17 protein-coding genes are annotated in these 19,666 nt (G+C 37.3%); 4 read left to right on the forward strand and 13 right to left on the reverse strand.

The window, feature by feature from the left end; translation table 11 throughout:
* The first annotated feature begins 28 nt into the window (after positions 1–28).
* The gene (locus J9537_RS07815; protein ID WP_218255538.1) at positions 29–214 is read left to right on the forward strand and encodes a hypothetical protein; all 186 of its coding nucleotides are present in this window, start codon (positions 29–31) and stop codon (positions 212–214) included.
* Positions 215–567: 353 nt separating this feature from the next.
* The gene (locus J9537_RS07820) at positions 568–1,557 is read left to right on the forward strand and encodes an IS30 family transposase (protein ID WP_002337512.1); all 990 of its coding nucleotides are present in this window, start codon (positions 568–570) and stop codon (positions 1,555–1,557) included.
* 268 nt (positions 1,558–1,825) lie between these two features.
* On the opposite strand, the gene J9537_RS07825 is transcribed toward J9537_RS07820, so the two are convergent.
* Positions 1,826–2,611 carry an ankyrin repeat domain-containing protein gene (locus J9537_RS07825; protein ID WP_218257347.1) on the reverse strand — a complete coding sequence of 262 codons (786 nt, stop codon included), beginning with the start codon at positions 2,609–2,611 and terminating at the stop codon, positions 1,826–1,828.
* A 35-nt stretch (positions 2,612–2,646) separates the two neighbouring features.
* The gene (locus J9537_RS07830; RefSeq protein ID WP_218255539.1) at positions 2,647–3,036 is read right to left on the reverse strand and encodes a tautomerase family protein; all 390 of its coding nucleotides are present in this window, start codon (positions 3,034–3,036) and stop codon (positions 2,647–2,649) included.
* 248 nt (positions 3,037–3,284) lie between these two features.
* Here J9537_RS07830 and J9537_RS07835 point away from each other — a divergent pair, with 248 nt between their 5' ends.
* The gene (locus tag J9537_RS07835) at positions 3,285–5,384 is read left to right on the forward strand and encodes an LTA synthase family protein (protein ID WP_218255541.1); all 2,100 of its coding nucleotides are present in this window, start codon (positions 3,285–3,287) and stop codon (positions 5,382–5,384) included.
* 37 nt (positions 5,385–5,421) lie between these two features.
* Here J9537_RS07835 and J9537_RS07840 read toward each other — a convergent pair whose 3' ends face one another.
* The 7 genes from J9537_RS07840 to pbp4 all read right to left on the reverse strand — a co-directional run bounded on the left by J9537_RS07840 (position 5,422) and on the right by pbp4 (position 15,425).
* Complete coding sequence (locus tag J9537_RS07840; RefSeq protein WP_218255543.1) at positions 5,422–7,308, reverse strand: endonuclease MutS2; 1,887 nt, start codon at positions 7,306–7,308, stop codon at positions 5,422–5,424.
* Positions 7,309–7,647: 339 nt separating this feature from the next.
* Positions 7,648–9,528 (reverse strand): asparagine synthase (glutamine-hydrolyzing), encoded by a 1,881-nt coding sequence (gene asnB / locus J9537_RS07845; protein ID WP_218255545.1) that lies wholly within the window; start codon positions 9,526–9,528, stop codon positions 7,648–7,650.
* A gap of 230 nt (positions 9,529–9,758) precedes the next feature.
* The gene (locus J9537_RS07850) at positions 9,759–10,790 is read right to left on the reverse strand and encodes a hypothetical protein (RefSeq protein WP_010744866.1); all 1,032 of its coding nucleotides are present in this window, start codon (positions 10,788–10,790) and stop codon (positions 9,759–9,761) included.
* The gene (locus J9537_RS07855) at positions 10,790–11,638 is read right to left on the reverse strand and encodes a hypothetical protein (RefSeq protein ID WP_010744867.1); all 849 of its coding nucleotides are present in this window, start codon (positions 11,636–11,638) and stop codon (positions 10,790–10,792) included. Before J9537_RS07855 ends, J9537_RS07850 begins: the two co-directional genes overlap by 1 nt.
* Positions 11,639–11,854: 216 nt before the next feature.
* Positions 11,855–12,886: a DUF1002 domain-containing protein gene (locus tag J9537_RS07860; protein WP_218255547.1), complete on the reverse strand. Its 1,032-nt coding sequence runs from the start codon at positions 12,884–12,886 to the stop codon at positions 11,855–11,857.
* A 276-nt stretch (positions 12,887–13,162) separates the two neighbouring features.
* Positions 13,163–13,345 (reverse strand): hypothetical protein, encoded by a 183-nt coding sequence (locus tag J9537_RS07865; protein WP_010744869.1) that lies wholly within the window; start codon positions 13,343–13,345, stop codon positions 13,163–13,165.
* A 55-nt stretch (positions 13,346–13,400) separates the two neighbouring features.
* Positions 13,401–15,425 (reverse strand): penicillin-binding protein PBP4(5), encoded by a 2,025-nt coding sequence (pbp4, locus tag J9537_RS07870; protein ID WP_218255549.1) that lies wholly within the window; start codon positions 15,423–15,425, stop codon positions 13,401–13,403.
* Positions 15,426–15,491: 66 nt separating this feature from the next.
* Here pbp4 and J9537_RS07875 point away from each other — a divergent pair, with 66 nt between their 5' ends.
* Positions 15,492–16,034 (forward strand): guanylate kinase, encoded by a 543-nt coding sequence (locus J9537_RS07875; protein ID WP_218255551.1) that lies wholly within the window; start codon positions 15,492–15,494, stop codon positions 16,032–16,034.
* Here J9537_RS07875 and J9537_RS07880 read toward each other — a convergent pair.
* From J9537_RS07880 to J9537_RS07895, 4 genes are all read right to left on the reverse strand, one after another.
* The gene (locus tag J9537_RS07880; protein ID WP_218255552.1) at positions 16,014–16,673 is read right to left on the reverse strand and encodes a GNAT family N-acetyltransferase; all 660 of its coding nucleotides are present in this window, start codon (positions 16,671–16,673) and stop codon (positions 16,014–16,016) included. The two genes, J9537_RS07875 and J9537_RS07880, sit on opposite strands and share 21 nt — an antisense overlap.
* A complete protein-coding gene (locus J9537_RS07885; protein WP_218255554.1) occupies positions 16,663–17,574 on the reverse strand; it encodes a sce7725 family protein in 912 nt (303 codons plus the stop codon). The genes J9537_RS07880 and J9537_RS07885 overlap by 11 nt, the downstream gene beginning before the upstream one ends.
* Positions 17,575–17,578: 4 nt before the next feature.
* Positions 17,579–18,265 carry a hypothetical protein gene (locus tag J9537_RS07890; protein ID WP_218255556.1) on the reverse strand — a complete coding sequence of 229 codons (687 nt, stop codon included), beginning with the start codon at positions 18,263–18,265 and terminating at the stop codon, positions 17,579–17,581.
* A 74-nt stretch (positions 18,266–18,339) separates the two neighbouring features.
* Positions 18,340–19,665, reverse strand: a complete 1,326-nt coding sequence (locus J9537_RS07895; protein ID WP_218257348.1) for a dihydrolipoyl dehydrogenase family protein — start codon at positions 19,663–19,665, stop codon at positions 18,340–18,342.
* Position 19,666 lies beyond the last annotated feature (1 nt).

The raw sequence follows: 19,666 nt of genomic DNA on the forward strand, positions 1-19,666 counted from the left end.
ATTGTACAATAATTATTGGGTGAAAAAAATGATTCCATTTCCTAATAAAGTTGAATTTATAAAAGCAGGATTAAATTTCTTAGATTTTTTTGATGAAATGCTTTTTGATTATTTTGTCGCTAAAGATGGATATATGTTTTTCAATCCATTAGATAATTTTATGTATAATAAAGCAAAGATTCGAATTTTTTCAGTAATTATAGAAAAACTGTAGTGATTAAGCAGATTTAAAGCTAGCGATAAAATACAAATATATAGAGTCCAAAATCACTGAATCCAACAAAATTTAAAACTAAATTCAATTACACAACTCCTGAATAGTAAAATAAAGCGCAACAAACCTCCACAAACTTATATTGATGCTCGTTATTTAATATGATACGATTTGCCTGCATACTGCAGGGAGTACGATTTGATTATGAACACAGATATGATAGCCTTGTATCGGCTGAGCTGACTTGTCTTAAGTTAGCTCCTAGTTGGAAGCGGATCTCATATCTGTGAAGGTTCATTGTCAAATCATTCGTTGCCGTAGTAATTAATAGAGCAAGGGAGCTAGTTTGATACATGGTATATAAACATTTAACCGCTGAAGAGCGTGGAAAAATTGAAGCCTATCTTGACGAAGGATTACGACCAGCTGAAATAGCACGTAGATTAGATCGCCATCGTTCAACAATCACTCGGGAGATTCAACGGGGGACTGAAGCTAGAAAAGCCAACAGTATCGCACGGTTGCCTTATCAAGCTTCAAGTGCACAAAATATCGCTAAATTGCGGAAAAAAAACTGTGGAGTTACTAAAAAAGCCACGATTCACAATACCAAAACTATTTTAAAATATCTGAATCTAAAATATTCTCCAGAACAAATTGCACATTCCATTAAAAGCGTAAAGGTATGTACATCCACGATCTATAACTGGATTTACTCAAAAACCATTGATTTCAACATCAAAAAGCTTAGGAGACATGGAAAAAGATATAAAGTAAAGTCATCTGGATCGAAGATTCGCATTGATCGAGCTTTCTTTGAAAATAGAACCATTGATTTGCGCCCAGAAGCTGTTCAGCTTCGTACAGAATTTGGTCATTGGGAAGCTGATACAGTAGTTTCAAAACGAGGCATATCAACCTGTCTAGCAACTTTTATCGAAAGAAAGACACGACAATACGTAGCAATTAAACTCCCTAATAAAACAGGCCGCGCTATGATGGCAGCGATTAAAAAACTAATAGAAATGTATCCTCAAGGGGTAAAATCTATTACTTGTGATCGAGGAACTGAATTTGTAAATCAATTTCAAGTCGGTCTTATTGAAGACACCTTCGGGTGCAAAATTTACTATGCAAATCCGTATGCACCTCATGAACGTGGTTCTAACGAAAATCATAATGGATTACTTAGAGAATATTTCCCTAAACCGTTTAATTTTAAGAATGTCTCGCAACGTATCGTCGATGACGCTGTAGAAAACTTAAATACTAGACCAAGAAAAATTCTAAATTGGAAAACACCAGCTCAAAAGTTTAAACTAGAATACGCGAGAATTACATGATATTTTCAAGAGATTATTTCATTTGTTATAAAATGTTTTTGTCGAACAATCGTATCAATTTAAGTTTACCGACAGGGTTTAAAAGAGCAAAAGACGAACTATATTTATATAAAAGTAATGTATAGTTGCGCTTAATCTTAACATTCGCCTCAATTACACAACTTTGTTTAATGTATATTATGTAAACTAGAATAAAAAATTTAAAAGGAGAACTTTCATTGGTTTTCCTTTTAAAATTTTCTTCTATTACTATTGATTCTTCTGAAAGTCATTCCTTTAACAGTATAGAAATTGTTTCGTATCCAAGTTCATTAGCATAATCCTTTGCAGATTTTCCATAGTTATCAGTAATATCGGGATTTGCACCATACTTTAACAATTCTGACACAATATCCTGATAAACTTTTGAACCGTCTCTTAATGCAACAGCTTCAATTAATGCTGTATACCCATAATTGTTTTGATGATTAATAGTCACGTGTCCATCAGCTAATAGCAATTTTACAGTTTCGAGATGACCTTTTTCAGCTGCTGGTATCAGCGCGTTTCCACCAAAACGATTCACTATTGATTGATCAGGCTCGCTATGGGACAACATATACGCTAAAATTTCAGTTCTGCCTTCTGCGCCTGCGTATAAATATGGACTGTCTGCAATCTTATCCTGTATGTTCACATTTGCTCCAGCATCAATTAGTTTTTTCGCCAACTCAATTTGATTATTATGAACAGCTATCAACAACGGTGTCTCGCCTTTTTCGTTTAATTCATCAATGGGATATGTTTTTGTTTCCAAAATTTCTACTACTTTTTCTGAATCATTGCTTGAAACGGCTTTGAGCAAACTTCCCGAGTCGTAACTCATCGATTTGTCCTCCTCCGACTGTGAAGTTTCTGACTTAGTAGATTGGTTATTTTTTTCTGAAGTTTCAGAGATTTTTGCTGCTTTTTCTACTGTGTCATTTGATGTCATGACAGTTCCTTTTTCATTTGAAAATATTTGACAGCCGCTTAGAATGAAAAGAAAAACCATTGGAACAATAATTTTTTTTATCAATCTCTTCCCTTCATTACGATTCACCGCTTTATCTATAATTCTCCCGTTAAAAATTGAGCACGACCGAACCCAAAACTCCAGTCTTCATCAGTATTCACAGTTAAATTAATCATTACATCTTTTGATTGAATACCAAGTTTATCTCCTAATTCCTGTACTAGAAGAAAATAGAAATTTTTCTTTTCTTCGCTTGTACGCGGTCTTGTTATTAAACTGAAGACGATCACCTGATCCGTTCGATCAAATCCTAGACCGGTATCTAAAAGCTGCATTTCAAATGCTTCGTGTTGAGTAACAATCTGATAACGATCCCCCTGTGGTGCAGGAAAAGCCTTTAACATGACTTGGTAAGAAATATCCAAAATTTCCTTGACCTCACTCTGACTTCGTCCCTTAATCAAATCGATTTTCATTAATGGCATACGTCATCCCCCTTTTATTTCTGCATAGTATACCATCTTAGAGTCAAATCGGCCGCTTCAAGAACTCAAGGTATAAAACAAATCAATTCTCACAATTCTTCAGTTTATTAAGAATTATTTATATTCCGATTAAAATATATTCGGAATATTGGTATATCAGTATTTTGGACATTATTCAGTTTGACCTCTACCTTAAAAACCGATAAACTATTTAGGTATATGGAAAATAAAAACTAAGGAGCATGAAAATGTCTCATTTAAAAAAATATAATGATTTTATCAAAACAAGAATTGGTTTCTTCAGCTTGTTACTAGTTTTGCTATGGCTGAAAAACATGTTCGCTTATGTCGTCGATTTTCATTTGGGCATTCAAAATCCGATGCAATTGTTTATCTTAATCATTAATCCTTTAAGTGTTTCGATGTTGCTACTAAGCATTGGCCTATTTATCAAACGTTCAAAAGTTGCTTATGGTACATTGTTTATCATCTACGCCTTATTGACGATCTGGCTTTTTTCAAACGCTGTTTATTACCGTGAGTTTACAGATTTTATTACCATCAACACAATGCTTGGTGCTGGTCAAGTGTCTACGGGTTTAGGTGAAAGTGCTGTTCGTTTATTTCGCTGGTATGATATTTTTTATGTGCTAGATCTATTCGTGTTGCCGGCGCTATTATTTAAGAAAAAGATTCCAATTGCTGAAACGTTTCCTCGTTTTCGACAAGCGGCTGCCCTTTCTGCTCTTTCACTTCTGATTGGTAGCGGAAATATTTTCTTGGCTGAAATTGATCGTTCTGGCTTATTGAGTCGTCAGTTTTCTCGCGAGTATTTGGTGAAATATTTAGGTGTGAATGCTTTTACGTTATATGACAGCTATCAAACCTATCAAAACAACCAAATCCGAGCAGAAGCAAGTCCGAATGATTTAAAAGAGGTCGAGAGCTACGTCAAAGATCATTATGCCGCACCCAATGATTCGATGTTTGGGATCGCTAAAGGAAAAAATGTTGTCTATATTCATTTAGAAAGCTTTCAACAGTTTTTGATCGATTATCAATTGACTGATGAGAACGGTGTAAACCATACAGTGACACCTTTTTTAAATAGCTTATATCATGGGGAAAGCACCTACAGCTTCGATAACTTTTTCCATCAAGTGAAGGCAGGAAAAACGTCTGATGCTGAGACACTGATGGAGAACTCACTGTTTGGTTTGAATCAAGGAGCACTGTTTACACAAATGGGTGACAAAAATACCTTTGAAGCAGCACCGAATATTTTGAAGCAAAAAGCGGATTATACTTCAGCCGTTTTTCATGGTCACTCAGCTTCATTCTGGAATCGTGATAAAACCTATAAGCATTTAGGCTTCGAATATTTCTTTGATTCTTCCTACTATGACATTAACGACGATAACTCGTTCCAATATGGGATGCATGATAAGCCCTTCTTGAGTCAATCGGTTCAATACTTGGAGCATTTACAACAACCTTTTTATGCGAAATTCATTACCGTGTCCAACCATTATCCTTATTCTCGTTTTAAAAATGAAGAAGATGGTTTCCCATTGGCAAACACGAAGGATGAAACAATTAATGGCTATTTTGCTACAGCAAACTATTTAGATACCGCGTTGAAAGAATTTTTTGATTACATGAAAGCCAGCGGACTTTATGATAACTCGATTTTTGTACTATATGGTGATCACTATGGAATTTCCAATACGCGGAATAAAGAATTAGCTCCATTATTAGGGAAAGAATCGGACACTTGGACAGATTATGACAACGCGCAATTACAGCGTGTTCCATTTATGATCCATGTACCTGGGGCAACGAATGGCGGAATCAATCATACGTATGGTGGTCAGGTCGACGCGCTCCCTACTCTACTACATTTGCTGGGAATTGATTCAAAGAAATATTTACAGTTAGGGCAAGACCTATTTTCTCCTGATCACAAGCAAGTTGTTGCATTTAGAGATGGTGACTTTGTAACACCCCAATATACATTTTATGGCGGAAAAATGTACGATAATCAGACTGCTCAAGTTATCAGTGAGCCTACACCTGAGCAGGAACAATTCTTTGTTGAGTTGAATCAAGAGGTCGATCAGCAATTGATCACCTCGGATAAAATCACTAATGGGGACCTGTTAAGGTATTATCAAGATAGCGGCTTAGATTCTATCAATCCAGACTCATTTGACTATCGAGATCAATTGGCTCGTTTGGAAGAAATTGAACGACAAAAAGGGGCGCAATCCTCGAGCCTGTATAGTGAGAACAATCAAAAATCAACTGTCGGACTATACAAGACAAAAACATTTCAGCAATATGAATAAGTAAAAGCTGCTCCAGTTTTAAAACTGGAGCAGCTTTTTACTCTTGTCTTCTTTGCAAAGCCTCTTTTCGCAATTTGCGTTGTGCTTTCTTTGATCCACGATCAATATCACGTCGTTCTTTTCGAGTATGAAAATCCTCGAATAAATTTTCTAGCTCATAATCAGCCGGATAAAGCTCTGATGCACGAAACTCAAGTTTCATTCTACGCTTTGGTACTTCAATGAATGTATTGTCTAGAAAGACCTTTACATTTTCAGTAAATGGAATTTCTTGATAAACTAATGCGGCTTTTTGTTGTTCTAATAAGAAGACCTTATCGCCTTTATAATAGGACATCTCATCAGCTGCAGTTGGTTGCTTCTTCGTTTTCGTTTTGAAAGATTTCTTTTCAAGGTCATAACTTCGATCGTTAAAATAGTTTTGTGCTTTAGTAATAATCTGCTCGGAGATCGCCATTTTTTTGGCGATCCACAGTGCGTTACTTTCACCAGTCTGACCGATCAGCAAGCGATACTTAGGCGTTAAGTGCTCAGCATCAAAATCCATTGCCGCTGTAATGAAATCCGGATGCTGCTCAGCAAACCGTTTGATTTCACCGTAATGTGTTGTAGTGATTAGAATACTGCCCTTTTGATAGAACTCCTCCATAATGGCAATAGCTAGGGCTGCGCCTTCATTTGGTTCCGTCCCACTGCCTAATTCGTCCAATAAAATCAAGCTGTTTTTATGCGTCTTTCGAAGGATTTCAGAAATATTCTGCATGTGTCCCGAGAAAGTACTAAGGGCGTTTTCGATACTTTGCGCGTCACCGATGTCAACAAAGATCTGATCAAAAATAGCGATCTCTGTTCCCTCTTTTGCTGGAATCTGCAGACCGATCATAGTCATTAGACTCATCAGGGCGACTGTTTTTAATACAACCGTCTTACCACCGGCATTCGGACCAGTAATCGTTAACCCGCGATAATCTTCACCAATTGTCAAATCTAATGGTACCACATTGTTAATCAATGGATGCGTTGCAGAGACAAGATGAATATAGCCATCTGAATTTATCTCCGGTGTGATTCCTTTTAATTCTCGACTAAATTTTCCGCGAGCAAAAATATGATCGAACTCAGCGATAATTTCAATATTTTGTTGAATTAGTGGTAAGGCCTCTGCTAATAGACCGGTCAATGTTGCTAATATTTGATAGACTTCTGCTTCTTCGATCATCTTATGGTACACCAATTGTTCATTCCATCGACTTACATTACTGGGCTCAATATATGCTGTCGTCCCTTTGCTTGAAAGCTCGATAATCGTTCCTTTTACTTGCTTCTTATAAGCTGATTTAATGGGTACTGTAAAAACATCGTTGCGTTTTGTAATAATTGCCTCTTGCAATTTTTCCTTGTTTTGTCGAATAAATTTTTTCAATAGCTCTTGAATCTTGTCTTGTGTTTCCGCGATGTCTCGCCGTGCACGGCGAAGCTCACGGCTAGCGTCATCAATAATCCGCCCATTACGAATAACTTGGTAGATTTCTTCTTCAATTTCATTGAAGCCATTCAGCCCTTGTCCATACCGATTCAACAAAGGTGCCACCGTTTGATTTTTTTCAAAGAATTGGCGAATTAAGCGTAAGCTACGTAAAAAATCTGCGTACTCTAAAAGTTCTTGTGGCGTTAGAACAAATCCTTTTTCAAGCTGATTCGTAATATGTTCAATGCTCTGAAGCCCCATAAAAGGCACGTGAAGACTACTGTCAAGCAATTTTTTTGCTTCGGTTGTCTCAGTTAACCGCTTTTCTACAACAGAAAGTTTTGAATGAGGTTGTGTATTTTCTATTCTTTTTTTCCCAAAGCTACTAATAGCATAACTACTTAGTTGTGCTTTAATTTCGTTAAATTGTGTTTTTTCAAATGTTTCGTTATTCATGGTCTCTTCCTTTCAATCTGAAAAGATCCCTATCGAGGCCGGAAGAAAACTTAACAAGTAATGGTTACTCATGATTTATATTGTTTGCACAGTCGTAAAAAATACGCAGCGCACAAAAAAGCTGTGAAGATTCCTCTTCACAGCTTGAACTCTAATTCATCAGCTTTGATAGGCATCTAATTTGGCATGCGAAATAAACCTGCATAAACAGTTCTTTTTCGCTATCAAGTTACTCCAAATTAAATAACTACACTCACCAAGACACCTCATAAATTTTGTTAAGTTTTCTTATTAAAAGAATAACGTGTCAATGAACATTTGTCAAATCCGATAAATACTTTATGCGATTTCAGCAGGTATTGGTTTTACCCCATCATTAATAAAATATACTTGGTACCAAGTTAAGAAAGTATAAATGGTCCAGATCTTGCGACGACCATCCACTGTTCCAGCAAAATTATCGTCAAGTAATTTTACGATCTTTTCTTGATCAAAGAATTCTTTGACAAAATCTTGTGTAAATACATCGCGAACAATCTGATAGAACTTCTCTTCTCGCAACCAGTCTTTGATCGGAACTGGGAAGCCTAGTTTTTCACGATTGTACCATTCTTCTGGCAAATGACGAGCGGCTGCTTGTCGAAATGCAAACTTTGTATTTTCTGCATTGATTAGATATTTTGTCGGTACAATTTCAGAGACTTTCATCATTTCTTTATCTAATAGCGGTACACGAACTTCTAATGAATTGGCCATCGCCAATTTGTCAGCCTTCAATAAAATATCTTTTGGCATCCATTGGTGCATATCCAAATATTGCATTTTTTTGATTTCAGACATGTCTTGAACTTTTTCATAATGAACATCCACAATTTCTTTAATGGATGGGCTCTGTTTATATTCAGGCTGCAGATAATCCACTGCCTCGTCTTCTTCAAAGACTTTCGCTTGCCCTATAAAGAATTCTTCAGCTGGCGCAAGTGAAGTGTACAAGTGTAAAGCACCCTTGAATGTTTTTCCTTTTAACCCTTTAGCAATAGAATAGCGCATATTTTTCGGCAGTTTTTTCAAGCCTTCAGCAACAACTTTCACTGCTTTTGATTTCGTGTTCATACCATACGCTTGATAACCAGCAAATAACTCGTCGGCACCTTCCCCGCTCAACGCGACACGCACATCACGACTAGCAAGTTCTGTTAAGAAATATAACGGAACACATGAAGGATTAGAATCGGGTTCATCCAAATGATACTGAATTAATGGGAAATATTCGAAGGCCTCGTCTCCAGTTACTACACGAGAAGTATTGTTAAGATCGATTAAATCGGCCAATTTCTTCGCTTCAATAGATTCATTGTAAGACTTATCACCAAAACCAATAGAATATGAATGTTCTGGGCGTAATACAGCCGTTACGTAGCTTGAGTCAACACCAGAAGATAAGAAGGAACCAACCTCAACATCTGCGATCCGGTGAGCTTCAACGGATTTCACAACGGTATCATCAATTAGATCAACGGTTTCTTCCAATGTCATATTCGTTTCCTGTTCTTTCACATCCCAATATTGCTGAATGTCTAACTGACCATCTTTATAAGTAAAATAATGCCCTTCTTTGATGCGGTAAACATTTTTAAAGAACGTTTCATCTAATGCTGAATATTGGAAGGTCATATAAGGTTTTAAGGCTTCTTTATTTAACTCTTTGACAAAATTTGGGTGTTGCAAAAAGCTTTTTATTTCTGAACCGTACATGAAAGTGCCATTCATCATCGTGTAATAAAGTGGTTTGATCCCGAAATGATCCCGCGCACCAAACAACTCTTGTTTCTTTGTATCCCATATAACAAAAGCAAACATTCCTCGGATTTTTTGCAGCAGATCAATCCCATATTCTTCATACCCGTGCAACAACACTTCAGTATCGGCATGAGTTGTAAAAATATGCCCCTTAGCAATCAAATCCTCGCGAATACTTTGATAATTATAAATTTCTCCATTAAAGGTAATGATTTTTGTTCCATCTTCGTTTTTGATAGGCTGTGTACCGCCCTCAAGGTCAATGATGCTTAATCGACGAAATCCTAAAGCAGCACCTTCGTCGATGAATTGCCCCGCGCTGTTTGGCCCACGGTGAACAATTGTATCCATCATATTTTTAACAATTTGTTCTTTTTGCGTTGTATTTGAACGATCAATAAATCCTACAATTCCACACACAATCTCTACCCTCTTTCAAACATGGTAAACTGATACTCTTTCATATCAACTTTCAAAGTATATCATAGGATTTAAGGACTTTCACGAACGAACGTGATTTCCTATAAAAAAAGGCAAAAAAAATTAATTTTTTCCAAAGAGATTGTTCCTTATGAATTGTTATCCAATCAATAGAATAGTAAAAAGTGTTGCACCAAAAAATATTTGGTGCAACACTCGTTGTTTCATTCTTATTCGTCAGTAATTGTTAATGGAACTAAGAATGGATAGCTTCCAAAGAATTCAATCAATGATTTGTTTTTACGATCAGTATTTAGTTTCAAGCTACTAGTCTGTTCTTCAATATTTTGATTAATGGTAACTGTTTGTTTCCCGTCTAAAGCAACTACGTAGCTATTTTCATCTAACTTCTTGAAATCATAATTTTCATTATCCATTGTCGTGATAAAGATTTTGTCCAGTACCTCTACCGGAGTTTTATGATGAAGATCCACGGATAAGTCTAACGGTTGACTGTTGTCTAAAAGATTTTCATCGAAATCGAAGCCTAAATCTTTCATATGAGCCATCACATCATTCATTTCCCGACTAAACATTGAATTTTGTCCGCTCGTGTAAATGTGTTTGTTGTAGCAATCTTTCAGTAAGGTTAATACTGCATCGTCCAAAATCGTGGCTTTCATCGTCTCAGGATAAACTTCCATCAATTTTATTTTTTCACTGCGGAATTTCCCATCAGAGGTTGGCATCATAAAACTAAAATTGATTTCATTTGTACTAGTTAATCGATAAGAAAGATTGAAGTGCTTGCTCTCCCAAGTCGAAAACTCGTTGGTTGAAAGATGCAGATCATGATTTTGTAATGGCTTAATTAATTCGAAGGTGAAATATTCTAAAAGCGCACCTTTGGCAATAGCAGAGGCAGTCATTTCAGCTGTAATAAAAATCTTCTTAAAGTAATCCAATAAGGTCGGGAAATCAGATTCCATTAATACTTTTCGAAATTTAAGATCAGCAATTTCTTTTTCTGCGTCTGCAATTAAATTTAATAAATCTTGATAATTTTCTTCTCGATTATCGTAATAATTTAGAGAAGTTCCACTGACAGGTTTTGATTGAGGAACAGTCTTGAATTCTTCGTTTGAATCCTCCGCTGATTCATCCGGATGAAGAATTTCTTTTTCGCGGATATTTAAGCCAGGTTCTTCCGAATCGACTAAAGTATCATAGATTTGATTGAATTTGTTTTTTTCTTCAGTCATTATTCTGCCCCCCTATTTAAGAAATCTTTGATAAAAATCTCAAGTGCGGCATCCATTTCTTCCAAACCGCCGAAGCGTTTTTTAATCAAGCGTAATTCTTTCAATGCAATGGCTTGCTCTAACGACAAATTATTTATCCGATTGGCCAGTTCGATTTTTTGAGATTCCCCAGATAATTGATCACCGACAAATGGTGTCCATTGGCTCCGTTGTTTTTTTAACTCACTCAATTTTTCATCGATGACTTCGATTTCATCTTCGACTTTCTTACGGTTCATAAAACTCTTGGTCTCTTCCAATTCAGCCTTAAGTTTCTCCTGATGAGCAATTTTTCCGTTAAGCTCTCGTAATTCAGATTGTGCAGCAATTGTTTTAGCATCAAAATCATCCTGTTGATTCTGCAATTCTGATAACTGCTCTTTATATCCGCCTTTTTCAGCTTTTTCCCATTGCTCGCGGATTTCAGGTAATATTTTTATAGTCGGTTGCGTCGCGTCAACCTGTAAGACCGCTCGGTCACGATAGTAACTGCCGATCTGATAATTGATCAAAATTGGGGAAACCACATCACGCATGATCATAAATGGGAACGTCCTCTGTATTTCTTGATCTAACTTACTAGTCAAGAAATTATCAATTTCATGATTTGCGTTACTGGATTGTTGGATTGAGGCAGGCAATTCGTTCCAGTAAATTTGATAAACATCGCCCATTCGCTCTGCTTTCATTGCCTCTTCTAATCGTCTGATCTGCCCCATCAACCCACCTAACACATCGGAAGCAGATTCTTTCACTGAATCAAACGAGGTTTCAGTTTGAAGTTCTTCCTGTTTTTCTGGAGTCTCCATCTAAGACCCTCCTTTATTTTTTTGATTAATTATATAATAAATATTACCATAATTATTCTTGATCCAAGTCAAACGTGTAAATATTCTAAATTTTCCCGCCAGAATTGGAACCCACTTCTCTATTTTACCCTAGCAAGGCCGTAATGATAAGCATAAACTTTTAGAGAAAGAAAAAAAGATTGTGCCAATCTAAAAAAAATGACACAATCTTTTTAACTATTTTGTTAATCCACTAAAGAAATCTTTGATTTGTTGCCATAAATTTGAGAAAAATCCTTGGTTGTCTTCTAATGTTCCTTTAAGTGAATCTCCAAATTTTCCTAATTGATCAGAAACTTTATTGACAGTTCCTTTAAAATCATTACTTATTTTATCTAATTGTTCAATGGATTCTTTGTCTAGGACACCGTCTGTCATTTGATATTTTTCTGCTAAAGCAACTAATTTGTTGACGTCATCCTTCGTCACATATTGAGAGAGATTATTCTTATCCAATGCATCATTAACAATTTTCTCAACATCTTCTTTCGTAGCTAACTCCCCTTGCTTCTCCTTAAGCTCTGCTAACTCTTTTTTTATGTCTACAAGGGTTTGATTCAATTGTGCTTTATAAGCTTCATCAGCTTTTTCTTTTTCACTATCAGATAAGTTTTGGTTTTGGCTCTGTTCATTTGCCTTATTCACTACAGATTGCGAAACATCTGACGTAGTATCTAACTCCGTTTGTGCTAACTGCGCACGTTCAGGATTTACAGTCTCGCCATTGGATTCAAACGCTTTATAAACCCCTGTCAATGCGCTCTCACCAGTCACCTTCACGACACTAGCAACCTTCACCGTTGCATCAGTGATTCCTGCTGTAACTAGTGGGTTTTTATACTGATCTGCAGTAATTTGGGTAATATTCTGTGGTGTTAATATATCAACATTGATTCCTTTTCCTGGGTCTTCACGATTAACAACGACAGAACTTAACATAACACTGTCGTCACCGCTGCCATAGCCCAGATATTTCACTAAATCTGCTCCAGTTGCCGTTTCCATTTTGACGCTTTCTTGATTGATGCCCAATTTATCCATTGTTTCATTTAATTGCTGTTGATTTAAGCCGGCTCCAGCTACAAAGGTTGGTTTTCCCCAACGTTCATTGATTGCACTGTCTTCCGCATGAGCCTTTTCCTGACCAATCAGTCCCGCTCCTAAAGATAGACCTAAACCTGCTAGTAGAATATATTTATGAAGTTTCATTTTACTGCCTCCTGTAACTTGATATTCATATTCTAGCTGATTTTGTTCATTTTCCTTAGTCAGAACCCTTCTCTTTAAACAATTATTTACTAAGTCAAGAATCTCTTAACTATTTTTTCAGTCTCCAGTAGGAGGAAAAACCTATTATTCTATGCCTTATCATTGCTTAATGTTTCCCCTACTTACAAAAAGCTCATTCAATGATAAAAAGTTTACGATAGCTGTTCCAACATAAAAACACATCTCAGTTCCATTTACTGAGATGTGTTTCAAGAATTATTTTTCTTTTGTTGTAAAATGAATCTTATCTTGGTCATCACGTTCCAAGTAAGTCGTTTCTTTTAAATAGTTGAAATGTAATTCTTTGATGCTGGAATCTTCCAGCATTTTTTCGTAGCCTTCAAAAATTGCCCGAATGTACTGCTTATAAGCTTGTTTTTTTCGTTGTCGCTTGTTCATAAGACACCGTCCTTCTTGGTTATCTTACCAAGCATCCGCTTTTCAGACAAGTATTTTATTGATAGGTTTGATTCAAATACGTCAACAAGTCTTTCGATAAATCCGTGGCAGAAGTTCCTTCCGGTTTGTTTTCCAAAAATTCCACAACGGAATAATTTTGTTTTTCTGCATCGAAAGCATATAAGAAGCTGTTTTCTTGTCCTTTTTCGTCTTGTTTTTGTTTAATCTCAGCGGTCCCAGTCTTAGCCGCTAGTGGAATGTTTAATGCTGCTAAACTATGAGCGGTCCCATTCTCATCGCTTACAACCGCCTGCATATCATTGGTAATCGTTTCTGCTGAGCTGGCTTTGATAACATCTTTGGTGTCCTTCGTTTCTTTGTCTGCGATCAATTTAGGATAAACCATTGTGCCTCTGTTTGGGAATACCGAGTAAGCAGTGATTTGTTGAATTGGATTTAGCAATAACTGCCCTTGTCCATATCCAGTATCTGCCAACAGGATTTCAGAGTCAAAGCTGTCTTTACTGGAGATTTGAGCCTTCTCCATAGCAATTGGTAAATCTAAGTCTTTGCCAAAAACAAATTTGTTCAAGCCAGCGCGAAACGTCTTTTCCCCCATTTTCAACGTTTCCTGTGCCATATAGATATTATCTGAGTAAACGAGGGCTGTTTTCAAATTGACTGGACTTACATCAGACACACGCGTAACTTGATAAGAACCCCAAGAACTATCTTTCTGCCATTTCAAACCGTTAATAGCTAATTCTTCGTTGGGATTCAACGTTCCGGCATCCAGACCAATTGCTGCAGTAATTGTTTTAAAGGTTGAGCCTGGTGCGTAGCCTGTAGCAAAACGACTCATGAATGGTTGATTCTTGTCATTACTGTAAGCGTCATAATCCTCCTGACTAATTCCATTTGTCATCTTATTAGGATCAAAACTTGGGGAACTGGCAGCTACCAGCAAATCTCCTGTCTTTGGAGCCATTACGACACTCGAGCCTGCTTGACCATTTAAACCATTATACGCAATTTGCTGCGCTCTGCTATCAATGGTCAATTTAACGTTCTCACCATCTTTTTTATCAATGCTTTGCAATACTTTTTTTTCATTTCCTTTGCTATCCATAATAGCAAGTGACCCGCCATCTTTTCCACGTAGCTGTTTGTCCAATGCCATTTCTAAGCCACTGCGACCTATCAAACTATCGCTTGCTAATTCATCGTTCTTTTTCATATCTTCTGCGGTTACTTTTCCGACATAACCAATTAATTGTGCAGCCGCTTCTTTTAGCGGATAAGTCCGTCCTGTTGTTTCCTTTACTTCCAATCCATCAGGAGTTTCTTTAGGAGCATCAGCACTAGTCTTTAACGGCACAAAGAAGTCCTCTTGGACCCAACCTTGTGATAAAGCAGCATTAATATCATCCGCAGTGATATCTAAACTATTAGCGATTGCCTCGATTTTGGCCGTGCGATCCTCACCTGTACCTAGATTTTTAGGAACGACACCTACCTGATAGACCGTTCCGTTAGTTGCTAGTCCTTGACCATTGCGATCTAAAATCTCACCACGAGTCGCTGGATCAACAGAATAGTTAATCTTGTCTTTTCCTGACATACCAGGAAAAATCAAATTAGGTTTCCAGTTTATTTCTTTACCATCATCGGTTAGTGTCCCCGTATATTTTTGCTTCTTTAGCTGACCGAAGCCAGTGTTCACTGACAACTGATAGGAAAATTGATAACCGGAGCCTTTTTTATCTATTGTTAAATCAGACATTTTTATATTTGATGCATTGATCCCTGTAAAAATTGATTGATACTTCTCAGCAACTGATTTTGTTGAATAGCCGCTTTTTTTTACAGAATCAGCATTCAAATTCTTTGTCATATCTTGATAGTTGCCTTTTTGTAAATCTTTAACAAACGATTGGACCGTTTTCTCTCCTTGTTTTTTTTCTTGATTTGCCTGATAGGCTCTCACTCCAAAAAATCCTGCAATGAGCAAAATGATAACGCCCACAGCAATCATCGGTAATTTACTGCTTTTTTTCATATTCCGTGTACTTCTTTCCATAAGAAGATTCCTCCCTAGCATCTTTCATACTCTTTCTTTATACTATAAAAAAGGACGTGTGAACTTATGAATCATTGTTACTTATTTATCGGTCCTAGTGGATCCGGAAAAACTAGTTTAGCTGAAAAAGCCTTCGCCCCTGAACAAAAGGTAATCTCTTATACAACGCGCATGCCTCGTAGCGGCGAAGAAGAGGGACGAGATTACTTTTTTGTGTCAAAAAAAATATTTAAACAAATGATAGTAAACGATCGATTCGCTGAATACGATGTGTATGACGAACATTTTTACGGTATTGCGAAAGACACGTTGCGTAAAGCATTAGAAGCGGGTGATTGCTATGATCCTATCACTACGACCGGCTTCATCAACTTACATCGGCTTTTTGGTGATCAGATGGTTCCTATCTGGATCAATATCTCAAGGGAAACTATGATCGCACGTCTTGAAAAACGTGCATCTGCTGAAGATTTAGAACGTCGTCTAGCTATTTTCCAAGAGGATCAAAAAAGTTTAGAGCGTTTAAAAAAGTTCCCAAATCTGATTGAGATTGATGGCGAAGCCTCTTTAAATGAAATGCTTTTTCAATTACGTCAAGCGTTGGCGTAATTGAAAGGCTTTGCGCTCACCATGCTCAAAGGGGAAATGTATCATGCCTCGATAGGTAAAACCACTTTTTTCAATCAATCTTAGCATTGGCTGATTCGCAGGATATGTATCTATGCGGATATCGTCATAACCTAGCACTTGAGATTGTTTAATTGCCAAGTTTAATAAGCTTTTCCCTAGACCGATTCCGCGATGCTTTTGACTGATCGCCACATGGTGCAATGAAATATATGGGCCTTCTCCTTGCCACGTTCCTTCAATAGCCTCATAAACAGGATCCGTCTCCGCGATCAAAGCAATCGTTCCGACGATCTCCTCTTCTAAAGTTAGCACATAGCTGGCCTTTTTTCGGATATCCTCGCGAATAACAGCTTCATGTGGTTCATGACCATTCTGCCATTGAGGTGAGCCTTGTTCCTTTAAGTATTCCTTCGCCTCATTGATGATAACGCCTATCGCCGGTATATCTGCTAATGTACTTGGACGAAAAACAAATTTCACTTCCTCTAACTCAGTCGTTCGGGCCTCATCCCCAAATGAGAGAATCGCATCAGCATCTTTTTTTCCAAGAATACCGCCTAAAAGCTCCCCCGTTTGTTTGGCCTGTCTGACAATAAAATCCTCATCTTCATATCCCATTTTTCTTCCATCCTCTCCGCCAATGATCGCCTTGTTCTAAAAAAGCACCAATTAATTCAAGATGATGTGCCAACGACCATTTTTTTATCGTTCCTAAACCTGGGAATTTTTGGCTCTCCCGGTAATGTAACAACTCTTCTAAACCAAGTGTTAACAATAGTTGATCTTGATTTCTCGAATACCAGCTAGCTAGTTTGTCTAATGCTTCAAAAAATTTCCCGCTTTGATCTTGTGCATTCTCATTAGTATCAGACACAAAATGCTTCACTCTTAAATTAAGATACGCATCAAAATAGGTAATGTGTAGTGCAATTGCACGACTTGGACCGCCCTTATCAAAATAACGACTACCTTCGATCGTGTAGTCACTAAAACCTACTGAATCGGACCCAATAAAAAGGTGTTCATCGCTATAGAAATCATCTACTTTTTCGCTATAATTAGCAACATTTTTTTTCGTTTGAAAGGCTTCTCTGAGTAAAATTTTATTTGGTACATCTAAAACTCTAAACCTTCCCTGATCTGGAATAACGGTTAAATCCTTTGATTTTATCATAAATTGATCGTTTTTCCTTGGTGAATGTTCATTGAATAAATAGAGAGTTGCTTCAAACGAATTGTCCTTTGTAACAATTTCAGCTTTTTTAACACTGCTTTCTTTCTTCAATGACCATTCAAAACGCTTTTCTTCAAATAGTCTCGCCGTTCCAACCTGAGGATTCATAATTAAATAACAAATAATATCTTTTTTATCAAACAATTCGATGGTCTTCTTTAAAGTGGCTGAATCACGAACCGGCTCGATAATCGGTCGAATCCTTTTTGACCACCGTTCTTCCTTAATTAAAGTAGTGACCGCTAACAAATCAAACTGTTTTCCTCTTAAATAGGGATAATACATTTAATCACTCCAGTGGCTCAGTTGGCCGTCGCCGCACCTGTCTCTGCTGACGTAAAAATTCATAATCTTGTTCTAGGGCGCGAAGCTCTTCTTCTAAACTATCAATTCGTGCCGTCTGCACGTCATCAATAAATCGCTGATAATAATTCTTCTCGTGCAGACTATCCTTATCGTCTAGTCTTCGTTTAAGCTCTTTGTAAAGCTGTTCCGTCGAGAAAAAACTTGTTCCATATGCCATTCGTTTCGCTTTCTGGACCTCTCTAAACAGCGAAGCCATAAAACGTTGCGTTAAAGTAAGTTCCTCTACTAGGAGTTCTCTTCTTAACGGCTTCTTCGCTACAAAAAAAGTGCCATCTGCTGGTAAATCCTCTGTTTCCAAATAAGGTCGGTAAACTAAAACACCAATGTCATTCGGAATATCCTCCTGTACTTTTTTATAAAGGTCATCTGTTAATACGAAATAATTGTAATGACCAATAAAGGAAAGCTTTGCCTTTGAGTAAAAATCAGCTTTCGTTACTTTAAGCTCGTAACAACGCCATTCTGTACTACTCGGTTTGAAGAAACAGGCCAATGTATCAACGATTCCTTGATCTTCTGGCATGGTTACCTCTTCCACAACAATCCCGCCGAGTTCAATGCAATAGTAATATAGTGCTTTTTCAATTTCTTGTGTCAATGTCGTTTTCATAATCTCACCATGGGAACGTATTTTCGTAAACTTTAGCATATCTATGTAAAAAAAAACAGAGGTTGCCCTCTGTTTTAAATAAAATATGAAAGATCACTGGCAGGACTGGGATAGGCGAAAATGTACCTTTCAATTTCTTCATGTGTCATTTTTTTCATTAACACGATCAAAAGATAATTAATAACCTCATCGGCAAGTTGGCTCAAGCAACTTATAGAAACAATTCTGTTTTTCTCATCGTAAACAAACTTAATTTTTGCACCTTGGTCATTGATTCGACGATACGTATACCAGCTTGATAAATCTGTTGTTTCTGAATGATAGTTTTCTGCATGGTCCGCAAGTTCGCTTTCACTCAAACCTATTCGAGCTAATCGCTGATCGCCAAAAACGATGGTTGGGATCAATGGATAGTCGATTGCCTCAGTCTCTCCATTCATTGCTTTCGCCACGTAAGCTGCTTCGAAACCAGCCACAGGTGTAAGCTTCGGTTGGCTTTTTGCGATTACATCCCCACAGGCAAAAATATGCTGCTGTGTCGTACGCAAATGGTCATCAACTTTAATTCCTCTTTTATCGTACGATACACCTGCATTCTTCAGATTTAATCCTTCAACATTTGGATTTCGTCCGGTCGCACCAATGACCATATCTGCGACTAACTCAAAGTTCTCTCCAGTAATTCGATAGTTGGGATGCAGTAACTCAATAGCCTTTGTATTTACATTAAAGTGAAAGTTAATGCCGGCTTGTTTTAAATGTTCAACTAAGTCGTTAACAATTTCGACATCAAATTCTTTTAAAGGTCGATCATTATGATGGATGATATGAACCTCAGAACCTGCGGCATTTGCGATAGCTGCTAATTCAAAGGCGATATATCCAGCACCAATAAAGACAATTTTTTCAGGTAAGTGGTCTAAAGAAAGAAAATCGGTACTGCTTTGTAAAAATTCCTGTCCTTCAATCGGTAACACCGCTGGTCGTTGTCCTGTCGCAATCAAAAATTGTTCAGCTGTCAACGTTTGATCATCAACAACGATTTGTGTTTTGTTTATAAAGCTTGCTTGTCCTTGGTAACGATCTATTTCTGCAGCATCCAACCCATTCTTGGTATTTTGTGGAACGGTATCCGTATAGCTTTTCTTAAAGACCATCAAATCTTCCCATACGATTTTCGGTGTTTGTTCAAAACCATTTCCGATCATCGTTTCAATCCGTTTTTGTGCCTCTACACCGCTCATAAGCATCTTCTTAGGGTCACAGCCACGGTTCGGGCACGTGCCGCCCCATAAATCTGATTCAATAATCGCTGTTGTTTTTCCTTGTTCCTTCAAGGCATACGCCACAGCATTTCCCGCTGGGCCACTGCCAATCACGATTGCATCATATTTTTTCATC

Source organism: Enterococcus raffinosus, assembly GCF_019175485.1.
GTDB classification, from domain to species: domain Bacteria; phylum Bacillota; class Bacilli; order Lactobacillales; family Enterococcaceae; genus Enterococcus_A; species Enterococcus_A raffinosus.

Coding starts and splice junctions, on each gene's coding strand:
- J9537_RS07815 (WP_218255538.1), top strand. CDS start 29: ATGATTCCATTTCCTAATAAAGTTGAATTTATAAAAGCAGGATTAAAT.
- J9537_RS07855 (WP_010744867.1), bottom strand. CDS start 11,638: ATGGAGACTCCAGAAAAACAGGAAGAACTTCAAACTGAAACCTCGTTT.
- J9537_RS07890 (WP_218255556.1), bottom strand. CDS start 18,265: ATGAAAACGACATTGACACAAGAAATTGAAAAAGCACTATATTACTAT.
- J9537_RS07820 (WP_002337512.1), top strand. CDS start 568: ATGGTATATAAACATTTAACCGCTGAAGAGCGTGGAAAAATTGAAGCC.
- pbp4 (WP_218255549.1), bottom strand. CDS start 15,425: ATGGAAAGAAGTACACGGAATATGAAAAAAAGCAGTAAATTACCGATG.
- J9537_RS07860 (WP_218255547.1), bottom strand. CDS start 12,886: ATGAAACTTCATAAATATATTCTACTAGCAGGTTTAGGTCTATCTTTA.
- J9537_RS07865 (WP_010744869.1), bottom strand. CDS start 13,345: ATGAACAAGCGACAACGAAAAAAACAAGCTTATAAGCAGTACATTCGG.
- J9537_RS07880 (WP_218255552.1), bottom strand. CDS start 16,673: ATGGGATATGAAGATGAGGATTTTATTGTCAGACAGGCCAAACAAACG.
- J9537_RS07830 (WP_218255539.1), bottom strand. CDS start 3,036: ATGCCATTAATGAAAATCGATTTGATTAAGGGACGAAGTCAGAGTGAG.
- J9537_RS07885 (WP_218255554.1), bottom strand. CDS start 17,574: ATGTATTATCCCTATTTAAGAGGAAAACAGTTTGATTTGTTAGCGGTC.
- J9537_RS07875 (WP_218255551.1), top strand. CDS start 15,492: ATGAATCATTGTTACTTATTTATCGGTCCTAGTGGATCCGGAAAAACT.
- J9537_RS07850 (WP_010744866.1), bottom strand. CDS start 10,790: ATGACTGAAGAAAAAAACAAATTCAATCAAATCTATGATACTTTAGTC.
- J9537_RS07895 (WP_218257348.1), bottom strand. CDS start 19,665: ATGAAAAAATATGATGCAATCGTGATTGGCAGTGGCCCAGCGGGAAAT.
- J9537_RS07835 (WP_218255541.1), top strand. CDS start 3,285: ATGTCTCATTTAAAAAAATATAATGATTTTATCAAAACAAGAATTGGT.
- J9537_RS07840 (WP_218255543.1), bottom strand. CDS start 7,308: ATGAATAACGAAACATTTGAAAAAACACAATTTAACGAAATTAAAGCA.